Origin of the sequence: Streptomyces sp. SA15, assembly GCF_002291145.1 — a bacterium.
Lineage (GTDB): Bacteria > Actinomycetota > Actinomycetes > Streptomycetales > Streptomycetaceae > Streptomyces.
Genome location: NZ_NTGE01000099.1, coordinates 525,428 through 541,134 on the forward strand (window position 1 = coordinate 525,428; position 15,707 = coordinate 541,134).

A 15,707-nucleotide genomic window follows, 5' to 3' on the forward strand; every position below is an offset into this window, starting at 1 on the left:
AGAGTTCTTGAGACGAGGAGTTGGCACCATGACCGCCGCACTCACGGCGCACGAGCTGATCGCCCGGCACCGGCCCACCCTCGACCAGGCGCTGGAAGCGATCCGCACGCGCGCGTACTGGTCCCCGCACCCCGAACACCCCAAGGCCTACGGCGAGAACGGCAGCCTGGACGCGGCGGCGGGCAAGGCCGCCTTCGACGCCCTCCTGGGCAACCGCCTCGCCCTCGCCCAGCCCGGCACGGACGACTGGGTGGGCGGCGAGGTCTCCCCGTACGGCATCGAGCTGGGCGTGGAGTACCCGCACGCGGACATCGACGTGCTGCTGCCCGCCATGAAGGCCGGCCAGCGGCAGTGGCGGGACGCGGGCGCGGAAATGCGCGCGGTGATCTGTCTGGAGATCCTCAAGCGGATCAGCGACCGGACGCACCAGTTCGCGCACGCGGTCATGCACACCTCCGGCCAGGCCTTCATGATGGCCTTCCAGGCGGGCGGCCCGCACGCGCAGGACCGCGGCCTGGAAGCGGTGGCGTACGCGTACGTGGAGCAGGTCCGCACGCCCGACACGGCGGAGTGGACCAAGCCCCAGGGCAAGCGCGACCCGCTGGTGCTGAACAAGCAGTTCACGCCGGTCCCGCGCGGGATCGCGCTGGTCATCGGCTGCAACACCTTCCCGACGTGGAACGGCTATCCGGGCCTGTTCGCCTCCCTCGCCACCGGCAACGCGGTCCTGGTGAAGCCCCACCCGCGCGCGGTACTGCCGCTCGCCCTCACCGTGCTGGTCGCGCGCGAGGTGCTCGCCGAGGCCGGCTTCGACCCGAACCTGGTGGCGCTGACCGCCGAGCGTCCCGGTGAGGGCATCGCGAAGACGCTGGCCACGCGCCCGGAGATCCGGATCATCGACTACACGGGCTCGACGGCGTTCGGCGAGTGGCTGGAGGAGAACGCCCGCCAGGCGCAGGTCTACACGGAGAAGGCCGGCGTCAACACGGTGGTCGTGGAATCGACCGGCGACTACAAGGGGATGCTCGCCAACCTCGCCTTCTCACTGTCGCTGTACAGCGGCCAGATGTGCACGACCCCGCAGAATCTGCTCGTCCCCCGCGACGGCATCCGCACCGACCAGGGCCCCAAGTCCTTCGACGAGGTCGTCGCCGACCTCGCCCGCTCGGTCGAAGGCCTCCTCGGCGACGACGCGCGCGCGAACGCCCTGCTGGGCGCCATCGTCAACCCGGACGTCAAGGCCCGGCTGGAGTCCGCGGCGGGTCTGGGCGAGGTCGCCCTCGCCTCGCGGGAGGTCGCCAACCCGGAGTTCCCGGACGCGGTCGTCCGGACGCCCGTGATCGTGAAGCTGGACGGCGCCAAGCCGGACGACGAGGCCGCCTACATGAGCGAATGCTTCGGGCCGGTCTCCTTCGCCGTAGCGGTCGACTCGGCGGCGGACGCGGTGCAGCTGCTGCGCCGCACGATCCGCGAGAAGGGCGCGATGACCGTAGGCGCGTACACCACCGACGAGGCGTTCGAACAGGCCGTGCGGGAGGTCTGTCTCGAGGAGGCCGCCCAGCTGTCGCTGAACCTCACGGGCGGCGTGTACGTCAACCAGACGGCCGCCTTCTCCGACCTGCACGGCTCGGGCGGCAACCCGGCGGCCAACGCGGCGCTCACCGACGGGGCGTTCGTGGCGAACCGCTTCCGGGTGGTCGAGGTACGCCGGCAGGCCTAGCGGAACTACACGTCCAGGTCCTCTCGTCACAGCTCAGGAGCTAGCTGATCGCGCCCCCGGTGGCGCTCCAGTGGTACAGCGTCATGGCCACGCTGGTGGCGAGGTTGTAGCTGGAGACATGGGGGCGCATCGGCAGTGCCACCAGGTGGTCGGCACGCGCGCGTAGTGCGGCGGACAACCCGATGCGCTCGGAGCCGAAGGCGAGGACGGCGTCGTCCGGCAGCTTGGTGCCTCGGATGTCGTCGCCCTCCGGGTCGAGCGCGAACACCGGCCCGGACGGCAGTTCGTCGACGGTCAGCCGTTCCACGGCGGTCGCGAAGTGCAGGCCGGCTCCGCCGCGTACGACCGTGGGGTGCCAGGGGTCGAGCGTGCCCGTGGTGACCACGCCGGTCGCCCCGAAGCCGGCGGCCAGCCGGATCACCGCCCCCGCGTTGCCGAGGTTGCGCGGGTTGTCGAGGACCACGACGGGCGCGGTGCGGGGGGTGTGCGCCAGCTTCTCGAGGTTGGCCGCGCGGGAGGGCCGTACGGCCAGGGCGGCCACCGCGGTGGGGTGCGGGCGCGGGACCAGACTCCGGTACGTCGGCTCCGGCACCTGAGCCAGGAGGGCGTCCAGCATGCCCCGTACGTCCGGCGCCAGCTCGTCGGCGAGGGCGAGTGTGGCTTCCAGGTCGGCGGTGACCGCCACCGGGATCTCGGCCCCGAAGCGCACGGCGTGCTTGAGGGCGTGGAAGCCGTCGAGCAGCACCGAGGAGTCGGCGAGCCGGTGCCAGGCACCGACGGGATCCGTGACCGTCATGCCGTGAAGCCTACGTGCGTGTGCTCGGGGTTCTCCGAGGTGCGCGGCTTCGGCAGCGTCGTACGGTCCCTGCCGGCCGGCAGCCGTCCACGCGCGCGTGCCGCCCAGCCGCCCAGGCGGCGCAGGAACGATGTCGGCAGGAAGACCGCGTCGGCGGCGATCATCGCCAGGGAGAAGAAGGGCAGCCCGAGGATCACGGCTATCGCGGCGTGCTCAGTGATCATGACCGCCAACAGGACGTTCTTGACTCGCCTGTTGAACACCGTGAAGGGGAAGGCGACCTGCACGATGACGGTGCCGTACGTCATCAGCATCACCATCGTGCCGCTGGCCGAGAACAGGTCGGCGAGGGCGGGCCAGGGGGAGAAGGAGTCGAGGTGGAGGGGGTAGTAGACGGCGGTGCCGTCCTGCCAGCGTGAGCCTTGGATCTTGTACCAGCCGGCCGTCGCGTAGATCAGACAGGCCTCGGCCATGATCACGAGCAGGGCGCCGTTGTGGACGATGTTGGCGATGACGTCGAGCAGGACCCGGGGCTCGCCGTTCCTCGCGCGGCGGTCCACCACCCACCACAGGGCCTGCGCGAGCCAGAACGTCCACAGCAGCAGGGGCACGAACCATTCGGCGTCGAACAGTCGTCCCGACAGGGTCACCGCGACCAGAGCCAACCCGAGCACGCCCCACAGGGCCGGACCGACCCGGTCCGCGACGTGCTCCCCACGCGCGCGTGCCTCTCGTCCACGCTGTGCCCGCCGCGCGTCCAGCGACCACACCTGGCCGCAGCGGGTGAACGCCAGGTAGATACACATCAGGTGCAGGACGTTGTCGCCGCCGTCCCCCATGAAGATGCTGCGGTTCTGCAGGGAGAGCACGCCGACCATGAAGAGCACGGACATCGTGCGGGTGCGCCAGCCCAGCAGCAGCAGGACGCCGGTCAGGATGGAGAGGGCGTACACGGTCTCGAACCAGAACTGGCCGTCGGACCACATCAGGGCCGTGAAGGCGCCGTTGGTCGAGACCAGCTGCTGGGCGAGGTCCCAGCTCCAGGGGCCGTCGGGGCCGTACAACTCCTGCCGGTGGGGGATCTCGCGCAGCAGGAACAGCAGCCAGGTCGCGCTGAAGCCGATACGGACCACGGCGGTCTGGTAGGGGCCGAGGGCCGCTTCGGTGACGCGGGCGATGGCGGTGGAGACACACAGGGCGAATCGGTTCACTTCACGCCCCCGTCGGTCTCGTCCGCCGGGAGCGACCACCAGGGCAGCACCCGGTAGACCGGCTGGTCCGAGACCCGCTCCTCGCTCCACTTGGGCGGCGGCACATTGGTGGTACGGGAACGGACCTGGACGAGCTCGACGGTGCCGCCCTCGCCGGCCAGGTCCTCGCGATCGAGGCGCAGCGCCACTATGCGGCGCAGATACGTCTCGGAGAGGGCGCCGCGCAGGTCGGCCGGACGGTTGTCGGTGTCGTGGGTGGCGACGTAGTAGTCCCAGGCCCGGCGCAGCTCGTTCTGCTGGGTGTGGCTCGGCAGCAGATTGCCGTCGATGGCCCGGCCGTCCTGGGCGGAAAGGTCGTACCAGCCGGTGGTCCGTATCGCGCCGTCCGTGGTGCTGATCTGCGCGCGCACCTGGACGGCGATGTTCTGCTGCAACGGGTTCGGCGCGAAGAGCTTCCAGTTCTGCTCGAACTCCGGGTAGATCCAGTCCTCGATCGCCCCGCCGTGCTGCTTGGTCAGCGTGTTCGACGGCGCGACGTGCAGGAACATCATGCCGACGTGCGTACAGACGGCGACCGCGACGACCGCCAGGGCCACGGCGACGCCGATCTGGTAGCGGAGTGAGAGGGCTGCGACACCGGTTCGGGGAGGCCGGTCGACTGTCGGGGCAATGCCGGGCGGGGAGCCCTGTGGGTCGGCGGGCGCAGCGCCCGGCTCGCCCGGCCCCTGTCGGGGGTTCGAGCCTCCGTCGTACGCGTCCATTCCGCCCCGATTCCCGATCCCGGTCCCTGCTTTCGGCCGCCACGCTGCCAGACCGCCCGGCCGCAGGCCCGCCGTACCGCCCCCGGCGCCCACCGCTCCCGCGACGCTCGCACGGAACGGTACTCAGGCCGTGCGCCCGGCACAGCCCCATCGGGCCCGCCTCCAAGCCGTCCCGGTCGAACCGCCCCGGTTTTCCACAGGGGGCGTCCGCGGGCGCCCGCAGGTTATCCACAGCGGTTGACACCTTACGGCGCCCGACCGACCATGGAATCGCACGAACCGAACGATCGGTCGGGAGCAAGCTCCGGCAGAGCCCAGGTCGAGGGGATCTCATGGCGACAGCAGCCGCGCACGACACGGCCCGCACACAGGCGGACGAGGCACGGGACGGCGCCGACAGCACCGTCGGCGACACCGCCGCCTACGAGCGCGCCTTCGACTCCGCCGTTGCCGCCGACGAGCGCATCGAGCCGCGCGACTGGATGCCCGACGCCTACCGCGCGACCCTCGTCCGGCAGATCGCCCAGCACGCCCACTCCGAGATCATCGGCATGCAGCCGGAGGCGAACTGGATCACGCGCGCCCCCTCACTGCGCCGCAAGGCGATCCTGATGGCCAAGGTCCAGGACGAGGCCGGGCACGGCCTGTATCTCTACAGCGCCGCCGAGACCCTCGGCACCAGCCGCGACGAACTGCTCGACAAGCTCCACACCGGCCGCCAGAAGTACTCCTCGATCTTCAACTACCCCACGCTGACCTGGGCGGACGTCGGCGCGATCGGATGGCTGGTGGACGGCGCCGCGATCACCAACCAGGTCCCCCTGTGCCGCTGTTCGTACGGCCCGTACGCGCGCGCGATGGTCCGCATCTGCAAGGAGGAGTCCTTCCACCAGCGCCAGGGGTACGAGCTGCTGCTGGCCCTCAGCCGCGGCACCCCGGAGCAGCACGCGATGGCGCAGGACGCGGTGAACCGCTGGTGGTGGCCGTCCCTGATGATGTTCGGTCCGCCCGACGACGAGTCCGCGCACTCCGCGCAGTCGATGGCGTGGAAGATCAAGCGGCATTCGAACGACGAGCTGCGCCAGCGCTTCGTCGACATCTGCGTCCCCCAGGCCGAGTCCCTCGGCCTCACCCTCCCGGACCCGGACCTGAAGTGGAACGAGGAGCGCGGGCACCACGACTTCGGCCCGATCGACTGGACGGAGTTCTGGGACGTCCTCAAGGGCAACGGCCCGTGCAACGAACAGCGGATCACGCAGCGCAGGCAGGCCCACGAGGAGGGCGCCTGGGTACGGGAGTCGGCCGCGGCCTACGCGGCCAAGCGTACGAACGGGACCACCGAGACAGGAGCGCCGCGAGCATGACGAACACCGACTGGCCCCTGTGGGAGGTCTTCGTGCGCTCCCGCCGAGGCCTCGCCCACACCCACGCCGGCAGCCTGCACGCGCCGGACGCGGAGTTCGCCCTGCGCAACGCCCGCGACCTGTACACCCGGCGTGGCGAGGGCGTCTCGATCTGGGTCGTCCCCTCGTCCGCGATCACGGCCTCCTCGCCCGACGAGAAGGACCCGTTCTTCGAACCGGCCGCCGACAAGCCCTACCGCCACCCGACGTTCTACGAGATCCCGGAGGGGGTGAAGCACCTGTGACGACCACGACCGTTCCCACGACGGCCGCCCTCGCCCTCGGCGACGACGCCCTGGTGCTCTCCCACCGCCTCGGCGAGTGGGCGGGCCACGCCCCCGTGCTGGAGGAGGAGGTCGCCCTCGCCAACATCGCGCTGGACCTGCTGGGCCAGGCCCGCGTGCTGCTGTCGCTGGTCGGCGACGAGGACGAACTGGCATACCTGCGCGAGGAACGCGCCTTCACCAACCTCCAGCTGGTGGAACAGCCGAACGGCGACTTCGCCCACACCATCGCCCGCCAGCTGTACTTCTCCACCTACCAGCACCTGCTGTACGCCGAGCTGGCGGCCGGCGACGGCCCCTTCGCCCCGCTCGCCGCGAAGGCCGTCAAGGAGGTCGCCTACCACCGCGACCACGCCGAGCAGTGGACCCTGCGGCTCGGCGACGGCACGGACATCGGCCATGAGCGGATGCAGCGGGCGTGCGAGGCGCTGTGGCGGTTCACCGCAGAGATGTTCCAGCCCGTACAGGGGCTGGAGGCGGACCTGCCGGGGATGGAGTCGGCCTGGCTGGAGTCCGTCGGGGACATCCTGCGCCGCGCCACCCTGACGGTCCCCGAGGGCCCGCGGTCCGGGGCGTGGACGGCCGGCGCGGGCCGCCAGGGCCTGCACACCGAACCCTTCGGGCTGATGCTCGCCGAGATGCAGCATCTGCACCGCAGCCACCCGGGGGCGTCATGGTGACGACCACCCCGCTGGAGGCGGAGCTCCTGGAGGTCGCCGGTTCGGTGCCCGACCCCGAACTGCCCGTGCTCACCCTGCGGGAGCTGGGCGTGCTGCGGGCCGTGCACGTCAGCGGCGCCGACTCGGTGGAGGTCGAGCTGACCCCGACGTACACCGGCTGCCCGGCCGTCGAGGCGATGTCCCTGGACATAGAGCGCGCGCTGCACGCCCGCGGCATGCGGGAGGTCACCGTGCGCACGGTGCTCACGCCCGCCTGGTCGACGGACGACATCACGGACGAAGGGCGACGCAAGCTGCGGGAGTTCGGCATCGCCCCGCCGCGCGTGGGGCCTGGGTCCGGACCGGTCGCCCTGCGACTCGGACCGACCCGCACCCTCGCCGCGGAGCCGGACCCGGAACCCATCCGCTGCCCGCACTGCGGGTCCGCCGACACCGAGCTGCTCAGCCGTTTCTCCTCCACCGCGTGCAAGGCGCTGCGGCGGTGCCTGGCGTGCCGTGAACCGTTCGACCACTTCAAGGAGTTGTGATGGCCCGCTTCCACACGCTCCCCGTGGCCGCGGTCGACCGGCTCACCGACGACTCCGTGGCCCTGACCCTCACTGTGCCCCCGGAGCTGCGCGAGGAGTACCGGCACGCCCCGGGCCAGCACCTCGCCCTGCGGCGCAGGGTGGACGGCGCGGAGATACGGCGCACGTACTCGATCTGCTCCCCGGCCCCGGCACCGGACGCCGAAGGGCCCCGCGCCCTGCGCGTCGGAGTGCGGCTGGTGGAAGGCGGGGCCTTCTCGGCCTACGCGCTCAAGGAGATCAACGTCGGCGACGAGCTGGAGGTGATGACGCCGGCCGGACGCTTCACCCTCGACCCCGCGCCCGGCCTGTACGCCGCGATCGTCGGCGGCAGCGGCATCACCCCGGTGCTGTCGATCGTGGCGACGCTGCTGGCGCGGGAACCGCAGGCCCGGTTCTGTCTGGTGCGCAGCGACCGTACGTCGGCGTCGACGATGTTCCTGGAGGAGGTCGCCGACCTGAAGGACCGCTACCCGGAGCGGCTGCAGCTGGTGACGGTGCTGTCCCGGGAGGAACAGCAGGCGGGGCTGCCGTCCGGGCGGCTCGACCAGGAGCGGCTGACCGGGCTGCTGCCGGCGCTGCTGCCGGTGGAGCGGGTGGCGGGATGGTTCCTGTGCGGGCCGTTCGGGCTGGTGCAGGGGGCGGAAAGGGCACTACGGAAGCTGGGGGTCGCTCGCACGCGCATCCACGAGGAGATCTTCCACGTGGACACCGTCGCCCCCACAGCCGGCACCCCCGCGCCCGCGCACAGCACGGTGACCGCGCGGCTGGACGGCCGGGGCGGCAGCTGGCCCGTCCAGGACGGCGAGTCGCTGCTGGAGACGGTGCTGCGCAACCGGCCCGACGCGCCCTACGCCTGCAAGGGCGGGGTGTGCGGGACCTGCCGTGCCTTCCTGGTCTCCGGTGAGGTGCGGATGGACCGCAACTTCGCGCTGGAGCCGGAGGAGACGGAGGAGGGGTATGTGCTGGCGTGCCAGTCGCATCCGGTGACGGAGAAGGTGGAGCTGGACTTCGACAGGTGAACGTCACCAGCCCGTTCCCGTTCCCTTCTTCTAGAACCTGTTCTATCTTGACGGTCCGTCAGATCAGCTGACCCGCCGGGAGGGCAGGGACCGTGGACTTCACCTTCACCGAGGAGCAGCAGGCGGCGGCCGAGGCGGCGCGGGGGGTGTTCGCCGGAGTCGTCCCCGACGCGGTGCCCAGTCCGGCCCTCACCGCGGGCGCCGTCGCCGACGACTTCGACCGTGCGCTGTGGGCCAAGCTCGCCGACGCGGACCTGCTGGGCCTGCTGTCGGCCCCGGAGTACGGCGGGGCGGGCCTGGACGCCATCGCGCTGTGCCTGGTGCTGCGCGAGGCGGCGAGGGTGCTGGCGCGGGTGCCGCTGCTGGAGAGCAGCGCGGCCCTGGCCGCCGTACAGACCTTCGGCGGGGAGGAGCTGAAGTCGGCTCTGCTGGCGCGGGCGGGCCGGGGGGAGGTCGTGCTGACCGTCGCCGCGAGCGGCCGCACCGGCCACGATCCCGCCGAACTCGCCGTGACCGCACGGCAGGAGGGGGACGCGTGGGTGCTGGACGGGGTGCAGACGGCGGTTCCCTGGGCGCACAACGCCGACTTCGTGGTCGTACCCGCGCACACGGCCGCCGACCGGACCCTGCTCGCCCTGGTCCCCCGGACCCACACGGGGGTCGAGCTCGCCGAGCAGATCTCCACCACCGGCGAGCGCCTCGGCGAACTGCGCCTGGACGGCGTACGGATCGCGGACCGGGACGTCATCGACGCCGGCGGCGCGTGGGAGTGGCTGCGCGATCTGCTGACCACCGGCACCTGTGCGCTGGCGCTCGGTCTCGGTGAGCGGGTCCTGCGGATGACCAGCGAATACACCAGCAAGCGGGAGCAGTTCGGCTTCCCGGTCGCCACCTTCCAGGCCGTCGCCGTCCAGGCCGCCGACCGCTATATCGACCTGCGGGCCATGGAGGCCACGCTCTGGCAGGCCGCGTGGCGGAGCGGCTCGGGAGCCCAGGGCGCGCTGCCCGCCTCCGGTGATGTCGCCGTCGCCAAGATCTGGGCCTCGGAAGGTGTACGGCGGGTCGTGCAGACGGCGCAGCATCTGCACGGCGGGTTCGGCGCCGACGTCGAGTATCCCCTGCACCGGTACCACGCCTGGGCCAAGCACCTGGAACTGTCCCTGGGCCCGGCGGCGGCCCACGAGGAGACCCTGGGCGACCTGCTGGCGGCCCATCCGCTCGGCTGACCGCCCGGCGGCGGCGAGGGCCGGAGGCACTCCTTGGCTGGGCCCCTGTAGGAGGCCCCCTTGGCTGGGGCCCTAGAGAACGTGCCCCGGCTCTCCCGCGTCGGTCACGACAGGACGGCCCGCGGCCGCCCAGACCTGCATGCCGCCGTCGACGTTCACGGCGTCGACGCCCTGCTGGACGAGGTACATCGCGACCTGGGCCGAACGCCCGCCGGATCGGCAGATCACATGGACCCGCCCGTCCCGCGGCGCCGCCTCGGTCAGCTCGCCGTACCGGGCAACGAACTCACTGATGGGAATGTGCAGCGCCCCTGCGGCGTGACCCGCCTGCCACTCGTCGTCCTCCCGGACGTCCAGCAGGAAGTCGCCGTCCTTGAGGTCCGTGACCTCGACCGTGGGCACACCAGCTCCGAATTGCATGTCCCCGACGCTACCCGACACAACGGCCGACCAGCCCGACCAGCCCTGCCGACCAGCCCGGCCGACCCGGCCTGACCGGCTACCCGAGCAGCTCCGCCAGCTCCGCCTCGCGCTCGGCGAGCTGGGCCAGAAGCTGTTCGGCGACCTCGTCCAGGAGACGGTCGGGGTCGTCCGGGGCCATCCGGAGCATCGAGCCGATCGCGCTCTCCTCCAGTTCCCGGGCGACGACGCTGAGCAGTTCCTTGCGCTGTGCGAGCCATTCGAGGCGGGCGTAGAGCTCCTCGCTGGGCGTCGGCCCCTGCTCAGGGGGCTTCGGCCCGGCGGCCCACTCCTCGGCCAGCTCCCGAAGCAGCGCCTCGTCGCCACGGGCGTAGGCGCCGTTGACCCGCGTGATGAACTCCTCGCGCCGCCCCCGTTCGGACTCGTCCTGCGCCAGGTCGGGGTGGGCCTTGCGGGCCAGCTCGCGGTAGAGCTTGCGGGCCTCGTCGCTGGGGCGCACGCGCTGCGGGGGCCGTACCTGCTGATCGGTGAGCATGGCCGCAGCCTCCGGGAACAGTCCCTGGCCGTCCATCCAGCCGTGGAACAGCTCCTCGACGCCGGGCATCGGCATGACCCGGGCCCGCGCCTCGTCCGCCTTGCGCAGGTCCTCGGGGTCGCCGGTGCGGGCGGCCCTGGCCTCGGCGATCCGGGCGTCCAGCTCGTCGAGCCGTGCGTACATCGGGCCCAGCTTCTGGTGGTGCAGCCGCTCGAAGTTCTCGACCTCGATACGGAAGGTCTCCACCGCGATCTCGTACTCGATGAGCGCCTGCTCGGCGGCCCGCACGGCCCGCTCCAGCCGCTCCTCGGGCCGGGGCGCACCGCCCTGTGGCGTCACCCGGCCCTCACCGGCGACACCACCCTGCTCAGCTTCCGGGGTCGTCACCCGACCAGCGTAGGCCACGACCGACGGGGCCCTCCGAGCACACCGACTTCACCTTGATCACCCGGGCGCCCACCTGCCGTATCCCGGACTCCCCGGCTCCCCCTCACATCCCGCCATACCCCCGTCACACCCCCGTCTCCGCCGCGACCCGTCCCGCCCGCACCGCCGCCAGCAGCTCCGCGTGGTCCGCCTCGGTCCGGTCGGCGTAGGCGACGGCGAAGGTGGCGATCGCCTCGTCCAGTTCCTCGTTCTTGCCGCAGTAGCCGGCGATCAGGCGCGGGTCGGCACTGTGGGCGTGGGCGCGAGCAAGAAGCGCGCCCGTCATCCGGCCGTAGTCGTCCATCTGGTCGGCGGCCAGGGCCGCGGGGTCGACGCTGCCCTTGCGGTTGCGGAACTGCCGTACCTGGAAGGGCCGTCCGTCGACCGACGTCCAGCCCAGGAGGATGTCACTGACCACTTGCATGCGCTTCTGACCCATGACCACACGCCGCCCCTCGTGCGCCACCTCCGGCGCCTCGAACCCGGCGCTCACCAGATGCGGCACCAGCGCCGAGGGCCGGGCCTCCTTGACCTGGAGGACGAGCGGTTCGCCCCGGTGGTCCAGGAGCAGCACGACGTACGACCGCGTACCGACGCTGCCCGTGCCGACGACGCGGAACGCCACGTCGTGCACCGAGTGGCGGGCCAGCAGCGGAAGGCGGTCCTCGGAGAGGGAGGTCAGGTACTCCTCCAGGGACGCGGCCACCGTAGCGGCCTCGGCGTCCGGAACGCGCCGCAGCACCGGCGGGGCGTCGACGAAGCGGCGCCCGCCGTCCTCGGTCGGCTCCGTCGACTTCGCCGCGAAGCGCCCGCTGGTGTTGGCCCGCGCCTTCTCGGAGACCCGCTCCAGCGTGCCGAGCAGGTCGTGGGCGTCGGTGTGGGAGACGAGCTCCTCGTCCGCGATGGCGTTCCACGCGTCGAGGACCGGCAGCTTGGCGAGCAGCCGCATGGTGCGGCGGTAGGCGCCCACCGCGTCGTGCGCCGCCTTGCGGCAGGTGTCCTCGTCCGCGCCCGCCTCGCGCCCGGCGAGCACGAGCGAGGCGGCGAGCCGCTTGAGGTCCCACTCCCAGGGGCCGTCGACCGTCTCGTCGAAGTCGTTCAGATCGATGACCAGGCCGCCGCGCGCGTCGGCGTACAGGCCGAAGTTGGCGGCGTGGGCGTCGCCGCAGATCTGGGCGCGGATCCTGGTCATGGGAGTGCGCGCCAGGTCGTACGCCATGAGGCCCGCCGCGCCGCGCAGGAAGGCGAGCGGCGTGGCCGCCATCCTGCCCACCCGTATCGGCGTGAGCTCGGGAATCCGGCCACGGCTGGACTCCTCGACCGTGCTCACCGCGTCGGGCCGGCCGCCGTCCAGGTCGAGGGTGGCGTGCGCACCGCGCGGGACCCGGCGCCGCAGTGCCTTGCCCTCCTCCTTGGGCGTCCCCCGAGTCGGCCACTCGGCGAAGCCCCGCACCCGAGGCATCCGGCGAGCGCCGCCCTTCGCCCCCGCCGTCTCCGCTGCCGCCTCAGCAGCCGTCCCAGCACTGACCTCGGCCATTGCGACCGCCTCCCCCGCACACGCACGAACATCAACTCGTGCCGACCGTACAGCCGGTCACGGAAACGCGTCAGGCCCTGTGGACAACTCCACGCCTGTGGACAACGCGGCTGGGCATCAGCGCCCGGCAGCGCCCACCCCACCCCTGAACCCCCTGAATCCCCGCTGACGGGCCGCCTCATACAGCGCCACGGTCCCCGCGGCCGCCGCGTTCAGGGAACTGGCCGCACCCCCGATCGGAATCCGCACCGTCTCGTCACACAACGCACGCCAGGACGCGCTCATCCCGGACGTCTCGTTGCCGATCACGAGCAGCACCGGGCCGGTCAGGTCCACCTCGGTGACGTCCCGTTCACCGTGCTCGTCGGTGCCCAGGATCCGCACCGGCAGGCCGCCCTCGCGCAGACCGTCGGCCCAGTCCGCGACCGTACGCGGAGCGGGAACCCTGACCGTCGGCACCGCGAAGACCGACCCCGTGCTGGCGCGCAGCGCCTTGGGGTCGTACACGTCCGCCGCGTGACCGCACACGATGAGCCCCGACGCCCCGAACGCGTCGGCGGAGCGGATGAGCGTCCCGATGTTGCCGGGTGTGGTCGGACGGTCGAAGACCACGCCCAGGAAGTCGGGCTCGGGGGCGAGGCGGTCCAGGTCGTCCGGGGGCAGCTCGGCGACGACGAGGAGCTCGGGCGTGGCCTCGTCCTTCCCGCCCAGCTCGCGCAGCAGACCGGAGTCCATCTTCACCCGCTGCACGTCCCGGCCGACGCGGCGCAGCGTCTCCTGCGCCCACTGCGACAGCTCGCGGTCGGCCGCGTACAGGACGGCGCGCAGCGACCAGCCGTGGTCCAGCGCCAGGGTGATGGGACGCACGCCCTGGACGACGAACTCGCCGGCGCGCTGCCGCTTCGTACGGTTGCCGAGGAGCGCCTCCCACTGCTGGAAGCGGGCGTTACGGGTGCTCACCCGAAGAGTCGCGGGCGTGCTACCCACTGGATGCCCCTCTCTGGAACGGACCGCCGTGTTCGGCAAGGCTAGGCAGGATCAGGCAAGGTCAAGGTTAGGCAACGTCAGGCCTCCAGCACCGCCGAAGCCCTGACCAGCACCGCCGAGCGCGTTCCGATCTTCAGCCGTTCCAGCGGTCGTACGGGTGCGACGGGGATCTTGCGGGCGCGGTCGGTCACGGCGATGACGGCGTGCGGCGGCAGCACCGACGCCAGCGACCGCAGCATCCCCGTCACCGGCTCACCGGGCACCTCGCCCGCCCACTGGGTCCGCTCCCCGTACGGCAGGTCCGTCACCACCAGGTCGGGCGGCGATCCGGAGACGACCCGGGCCAGCGCCTCGGCATCGAAGACGTCCGCCGTTTCCACAGTGCAGGGCAGTCCGCCGCCGTCCGCGGTCAGGCGCTCGCGCAGCCGCCGGGCCGCGTCGGCCGCCTCCAGGTACGACGGCTTCGCGAACCGTTCGCTCTGCTCGCGCCGCTCCCGCTCGCGCGCGGCCAGCCCCTCCGGCGTGAGCAGGGCCAGGTTCTTGCGGGCGAGCCCGACCGGCTCCGGATCCACGTCGGAGGCAATCACCCGCCGCAGCGAACGGCGCTGGAGCAGCCCGAGCACCGTCACCAGGTAACCGCTGCCGCAGCAGGGGTCCCAGAGGGTCACCGGCCCGTCGTCCGGGAGATGGTCCAGGCCCCGCAGAAAGATCTCGACGGCCAGCCGCACGGGAAAGGCTGGGTACCCCGGGGCGGAGTGCAGGACCACTCCGCAGGCGAGGTCGGTACTGTCCACCCGCTCCGTGGCGTGACGGTAGGGCACCTGCTTCCTCTCCCCGGGCCTCTCGGACCGTACGGACGACGGCCTCTCGGACCGTACGGACCGCGGCCTCTCGGACCGTAAGACGACGGCCTCCCGGACCGCATGACAGCCCTCTCGAACCGTATGACAGCCTGAGACGTTCCTCACAGAACGCAAGCGTCAGAATCAACCGTGAATCAACCGTTGAAAGATCCACACAGCAGAACGGACGGCATCGTGATCACGATGCCGCCCGTCCCGTCTGGTGCGCGAGGGGGGAGTTGAACCCCCACGCCCTTGCGGGCACTGGAACCTGAATCCAGCGCGTCTGCCTATTCCGCCACCCGCGCATTGGGTGTGTCTTCGGGCCCAAACCCCTTGGGGTTGCTGCCCTCCGACACCCAGAACATTAGCACGCTGGAAGGGGTGGATTCACATCCCTTTCGCCCGGGCAGCCGCCGACCAGCGCGGTCGGCATCTCCCCCGACCGGCTCCCCGCCGGACCGACCCGACCGCCTTGCGACCAACCCGCCGGACCCCCCGCTACGTATCAACGTGTGCCGGTTCACGTATCAACCTCGTACCGGTCCGGCCCGTCTGCCCAGGAGCCGGTCGGGGTCCACAGCCCGGTGCGGGACACTTGTCTGCGGCCGCCTCTACGATCCTTGGCAGGACGAGTCCGCGAGAGGAGTTCGAAGGGGAGCTCCGGAGGGAACTTCGGAGGCGTCGACACCCGTCGACCGGGCCGACAGGGGGAACCAGCCGATTTACCGGCGCGTGGATACGATCAGTAAGCAGTACCAGCAGTACGAAGCAAGGCAGCGCCCGCTCAGCGGGACACAGGACGGCAGCAGCTACGGAGGAGGTGCCCCATGGGAGTCCTGAAGAAGTTCGAGCAGCGTCTCGAAGGTCTGGTCAACGGCACCTTCGCCAAGGTGTTCAAGTCCGAGGTCCAGCCCGTGGAGATCGCCGGAGCGCTCCAGCGCGAGTGCGACAACAACGCGACCATCTGGAACCGCGACCGGACGGTCGTACCCAATGACTTCATCGTGGAGCTGAGCACGCCGGACTTCGAGCGGCTCAGCCCCTACTCCGGCCAGCTCGGCGACGAGCTCGCCGGCATGGTGCGCGACTACGCCAAGCAGCAGCGCTACACCTTCATGGGCCCCATCAAGGTCAACCTGGAGAAGGCGGACGACCTCGACACCGGCCTGTACCGGGTGCGCAGCCGTACGCTCGCCTCCTCCACCAATCAGCAGGCCTCCGCGCCCGCCCCGGCGGCCCCGGCCGGACGTCCGGGTTCCGCGGCCCCCGGTGCCCCCGGCGGCTACGG

16 protein-coding genes and 1 tRNA gene are annotated in these 15,707 nt (G+C 71.7%); 8 read left to right on the forward strand and 9 right to left on the reverse strand.

The window, feature by feature from the left end:
* The first annotated feature begins 28 nt into the window (after positions 1-28).
* Positions 29-1,720 (forward strand): phenylacetic acid degradation protein PaaN, encoded by a 1,692-nt coding sequence (gene paaN / locus CLM62_RS22525; RefSeq protein ID WP_095751658.1) that lies wholly within the window; start codon positions 29-31, stop codon positions 1,718-1,720.
* A gap of 40 nt (positions 1,721-1,760) precedes the next feature.
* Here paaN and CLM62_RS22530 read toward each other — a convergent pair whose 3' ends face one another.
* From CLM62_RS22530 to CLM62_RS22540, 3 genes are read right to left on the reverse strand one after another with little or no spacing between them, the layout of a single operon-like run.
* Positions 1,761-2,516 (reverse strand): RNA methyltransferase, encoded by a 756-nt coding sequence (locus tag CLM62_RS22530; protein ID WP_095751659.1) that lies wholly within the window; start codon positions 2,514-2,516, stop codon positions 1,761-1,763.
* On the reverse strand, positions 2,513-3,727 hold the full coding sequence (locus CLM62_RS22535; protein ID WP_095751660.1) for an HTTM domain-containing protein: 1,215 nt from the start codon (positions 3,725-3,727) through the stop codon (positions 2,513-2,515). The genes CLM62_RS22530 and CLM62_RS22535 overlap by 4 nt, the downstream gene beginning before the upstream one ends.
* Entirely contained in the window at positions 3,724-4,488 is a 765-nt protein-coding gene (locus CLM62_RS22540; RefSeq protein WP_095751661.1) for a DUF5819 family protein, read from the reverse strand. Before CLM62_RS22540 ends, CLM62_RS22535 begins: the two co-directional genes overlap by 4 nt.
* A gap of 332 nt (positions 4,489-4,820) precedes the next feature.
* Here CLM62_RS22540 and paaA point away from each other — a divergent pair, with 332 nt between their 5' ends.
* From paaA to CLM62_RS22570, 6 genes are all read left to right on the forward strand, one after another.
* Positions 4,821-5,852: a 1,2-phenylacetyl-CoA epoxidase subunit PaaA gene (gene paaA, locus CLM62_RS22545; protein WP_095751662.1), complete on the forward strand. Its 1,032-nt coding sequence runs from the start codon at positions 4,821-4,823 to the stop codon at positions 5,850-5,852.
* On the forward strand, positions 5,849-6,136 hold the full coding sequence (paaB, locus tag CLM62_RS22550) for a 1,2-phenylacetyl-CoA epoxidase subunit PaaB (protein ID WP_095751663.1): 288 nt from the start codon (positions 5,849-5,851) through the stop codon (positions 6,134-6,136). Before paaA ends, paaB begins: the two co-directional genes overlap by 4 nt.
* The gene (gene paaC, locus CLM62_RS22555) at positions 6,133-6,855 is read left to right on the forward strand and encodes a 1,2-phenylacetyl-CoA epoxidase subunit PaaC (protein ID WP_095751664.1); all 723 of its coding nucleotides are present in this window, start codon (positions 6,133-6,135) and stop codon (positions 6,853-6,855) included. The genes paaB and paaC overlap by 4 nt, the downstream gene beginning before the upstream one ends.
* Positions 6,849-7,382: a 1,2-phenylacetyl-CoA epoxidase subunit PaaD gene (gene paaD / locus CLM62_RS22560; protein WP_095751665.1), complete on the forward strand. Its 534-nt coding sequence runs from the start codon at positions 6,849-6,851 to the stop codon at positions 7,380-7,382. Before paaC ends, paaD begins: the two co-directional genes overlap by 7 nt.
* The gene (locus tag CLM62_RS22565) at positions 7,382-8,443 is read left to right on the forward strand and encodes a 2Fe-2S iron-sulfur cluster-binding protein (RefSeq protein ID WP_095751666.1); all 1,062 of its coding nucleotides are present in this window, start codon (positions 7,382-7,384) and stop codon (positions 8,441-8,443) included. Before paaD ends, CLM62_RS22565 begins: the two co-directional genes overlap by 1 nt.
* Positions 8,444-8,535: 92 nt before the next feature.
* The gene (locus CLM62_RS22570; protein WP_095751667.1) at positions 8,536-9,669 is read left to right on the forward strand and encodes an acyl-CoA dehydrogenase family protein; all 1,134 of its coding nucleotides are present in this window, start codon (positions 8,536-8,538) and stop codon (positions 9,667-9,669) included.
* Positions 9,670-9,741: 72 nt separating this feature from the next.
* Here CLM62_RS22570 and CLM62_RS22575 read toward each other — a convergent pair whose 3' ends face one another.
* The 6 genes from CLM62_RS22575 to CLM62_RS22600 form a co-directional block, all read right to left on the reverse strand.
* Positions 9,742-10,071, reverse strand: a complete 330-nt coding sequence (locus tag CLM62_RS22575) for a rhodanese-like domain-containing protein (protein WP_095751668.1) — start codon at positions 10,069-10,071, stop codon at positions 9,742-9,744.
* Between the two features lie 97 nt (positions 10,072-10,168).
* Positions 10,169-11,011 carry a hypothetical protein gene (locus CLM62_RS22580; RefSeq protein ID WP_373559176.1) on the reverse strand — a complete coding sequence of 281 codons (843 nt, stop codon included), beginning with the start codon at positions 11,009-11,011 and terminating at the stop codon, positions 10,169-10,171.
* Between the two features lie 124 nt (positions 11,012-11,135).
* A complete protein-coding gene (locus CLM62_RS22585; RefSeq protein ID WP_095751670.1) occupies positions 11,136-12,587 on the reverse strand; it encodes a DUF2252 domain-containing protein in 1,452 nt (483 codons plus the stop codon).
* A 117-nt stretch (positions 12,588-12,704) separates the two neighbouring features.
* Positions 12,705-13,547 (reverse strand): TrmH family RNA methyltransferase, encoded by an 843-nt coding sequence (locus CLM62_RS22590; protein WP_257004005.1) that lies wholly within the window; start codon positions 13,545-13,547, stop codon positions 12,705-12,707.
* 104 nt (positions 13,548-13,651) lie between these two features.
* The gene (locus CLM62_RS22595) at positions 13,652-14,395 is read right to left on the reverse strand and encodes an rRNA methyltransferase (protein WP_095751672.1); all 744 of its coding nucleotides are present in this window, start codon (positions 14,393-14,395) and stop codon (positions 13,652-13,654) included.
* A 242-nt stretch (positions 14,396-14,637) separates the two neighbouring features.
* A tRNA-Leu gene (locus CLM62_RS22600) sits at positions 14,638-14,724 on the reverse strand.
* A 522-nt stretch (positions 14,725-15,246) separates the two neighbouring features.
* On the opposite strand from CLM62_RS22600, the gene CLM62_RS22605 reads away from it, so the two are divergent.
* Positions 15,247-15,707, forward strand: a 461-nt coding sequence (locus tag CLM62_RS22605) for a DUF3662 domain-containing protein (RefSeq protein ID WP_143659126.1), incomplete at its 3' end; no start/stop codon positions are given.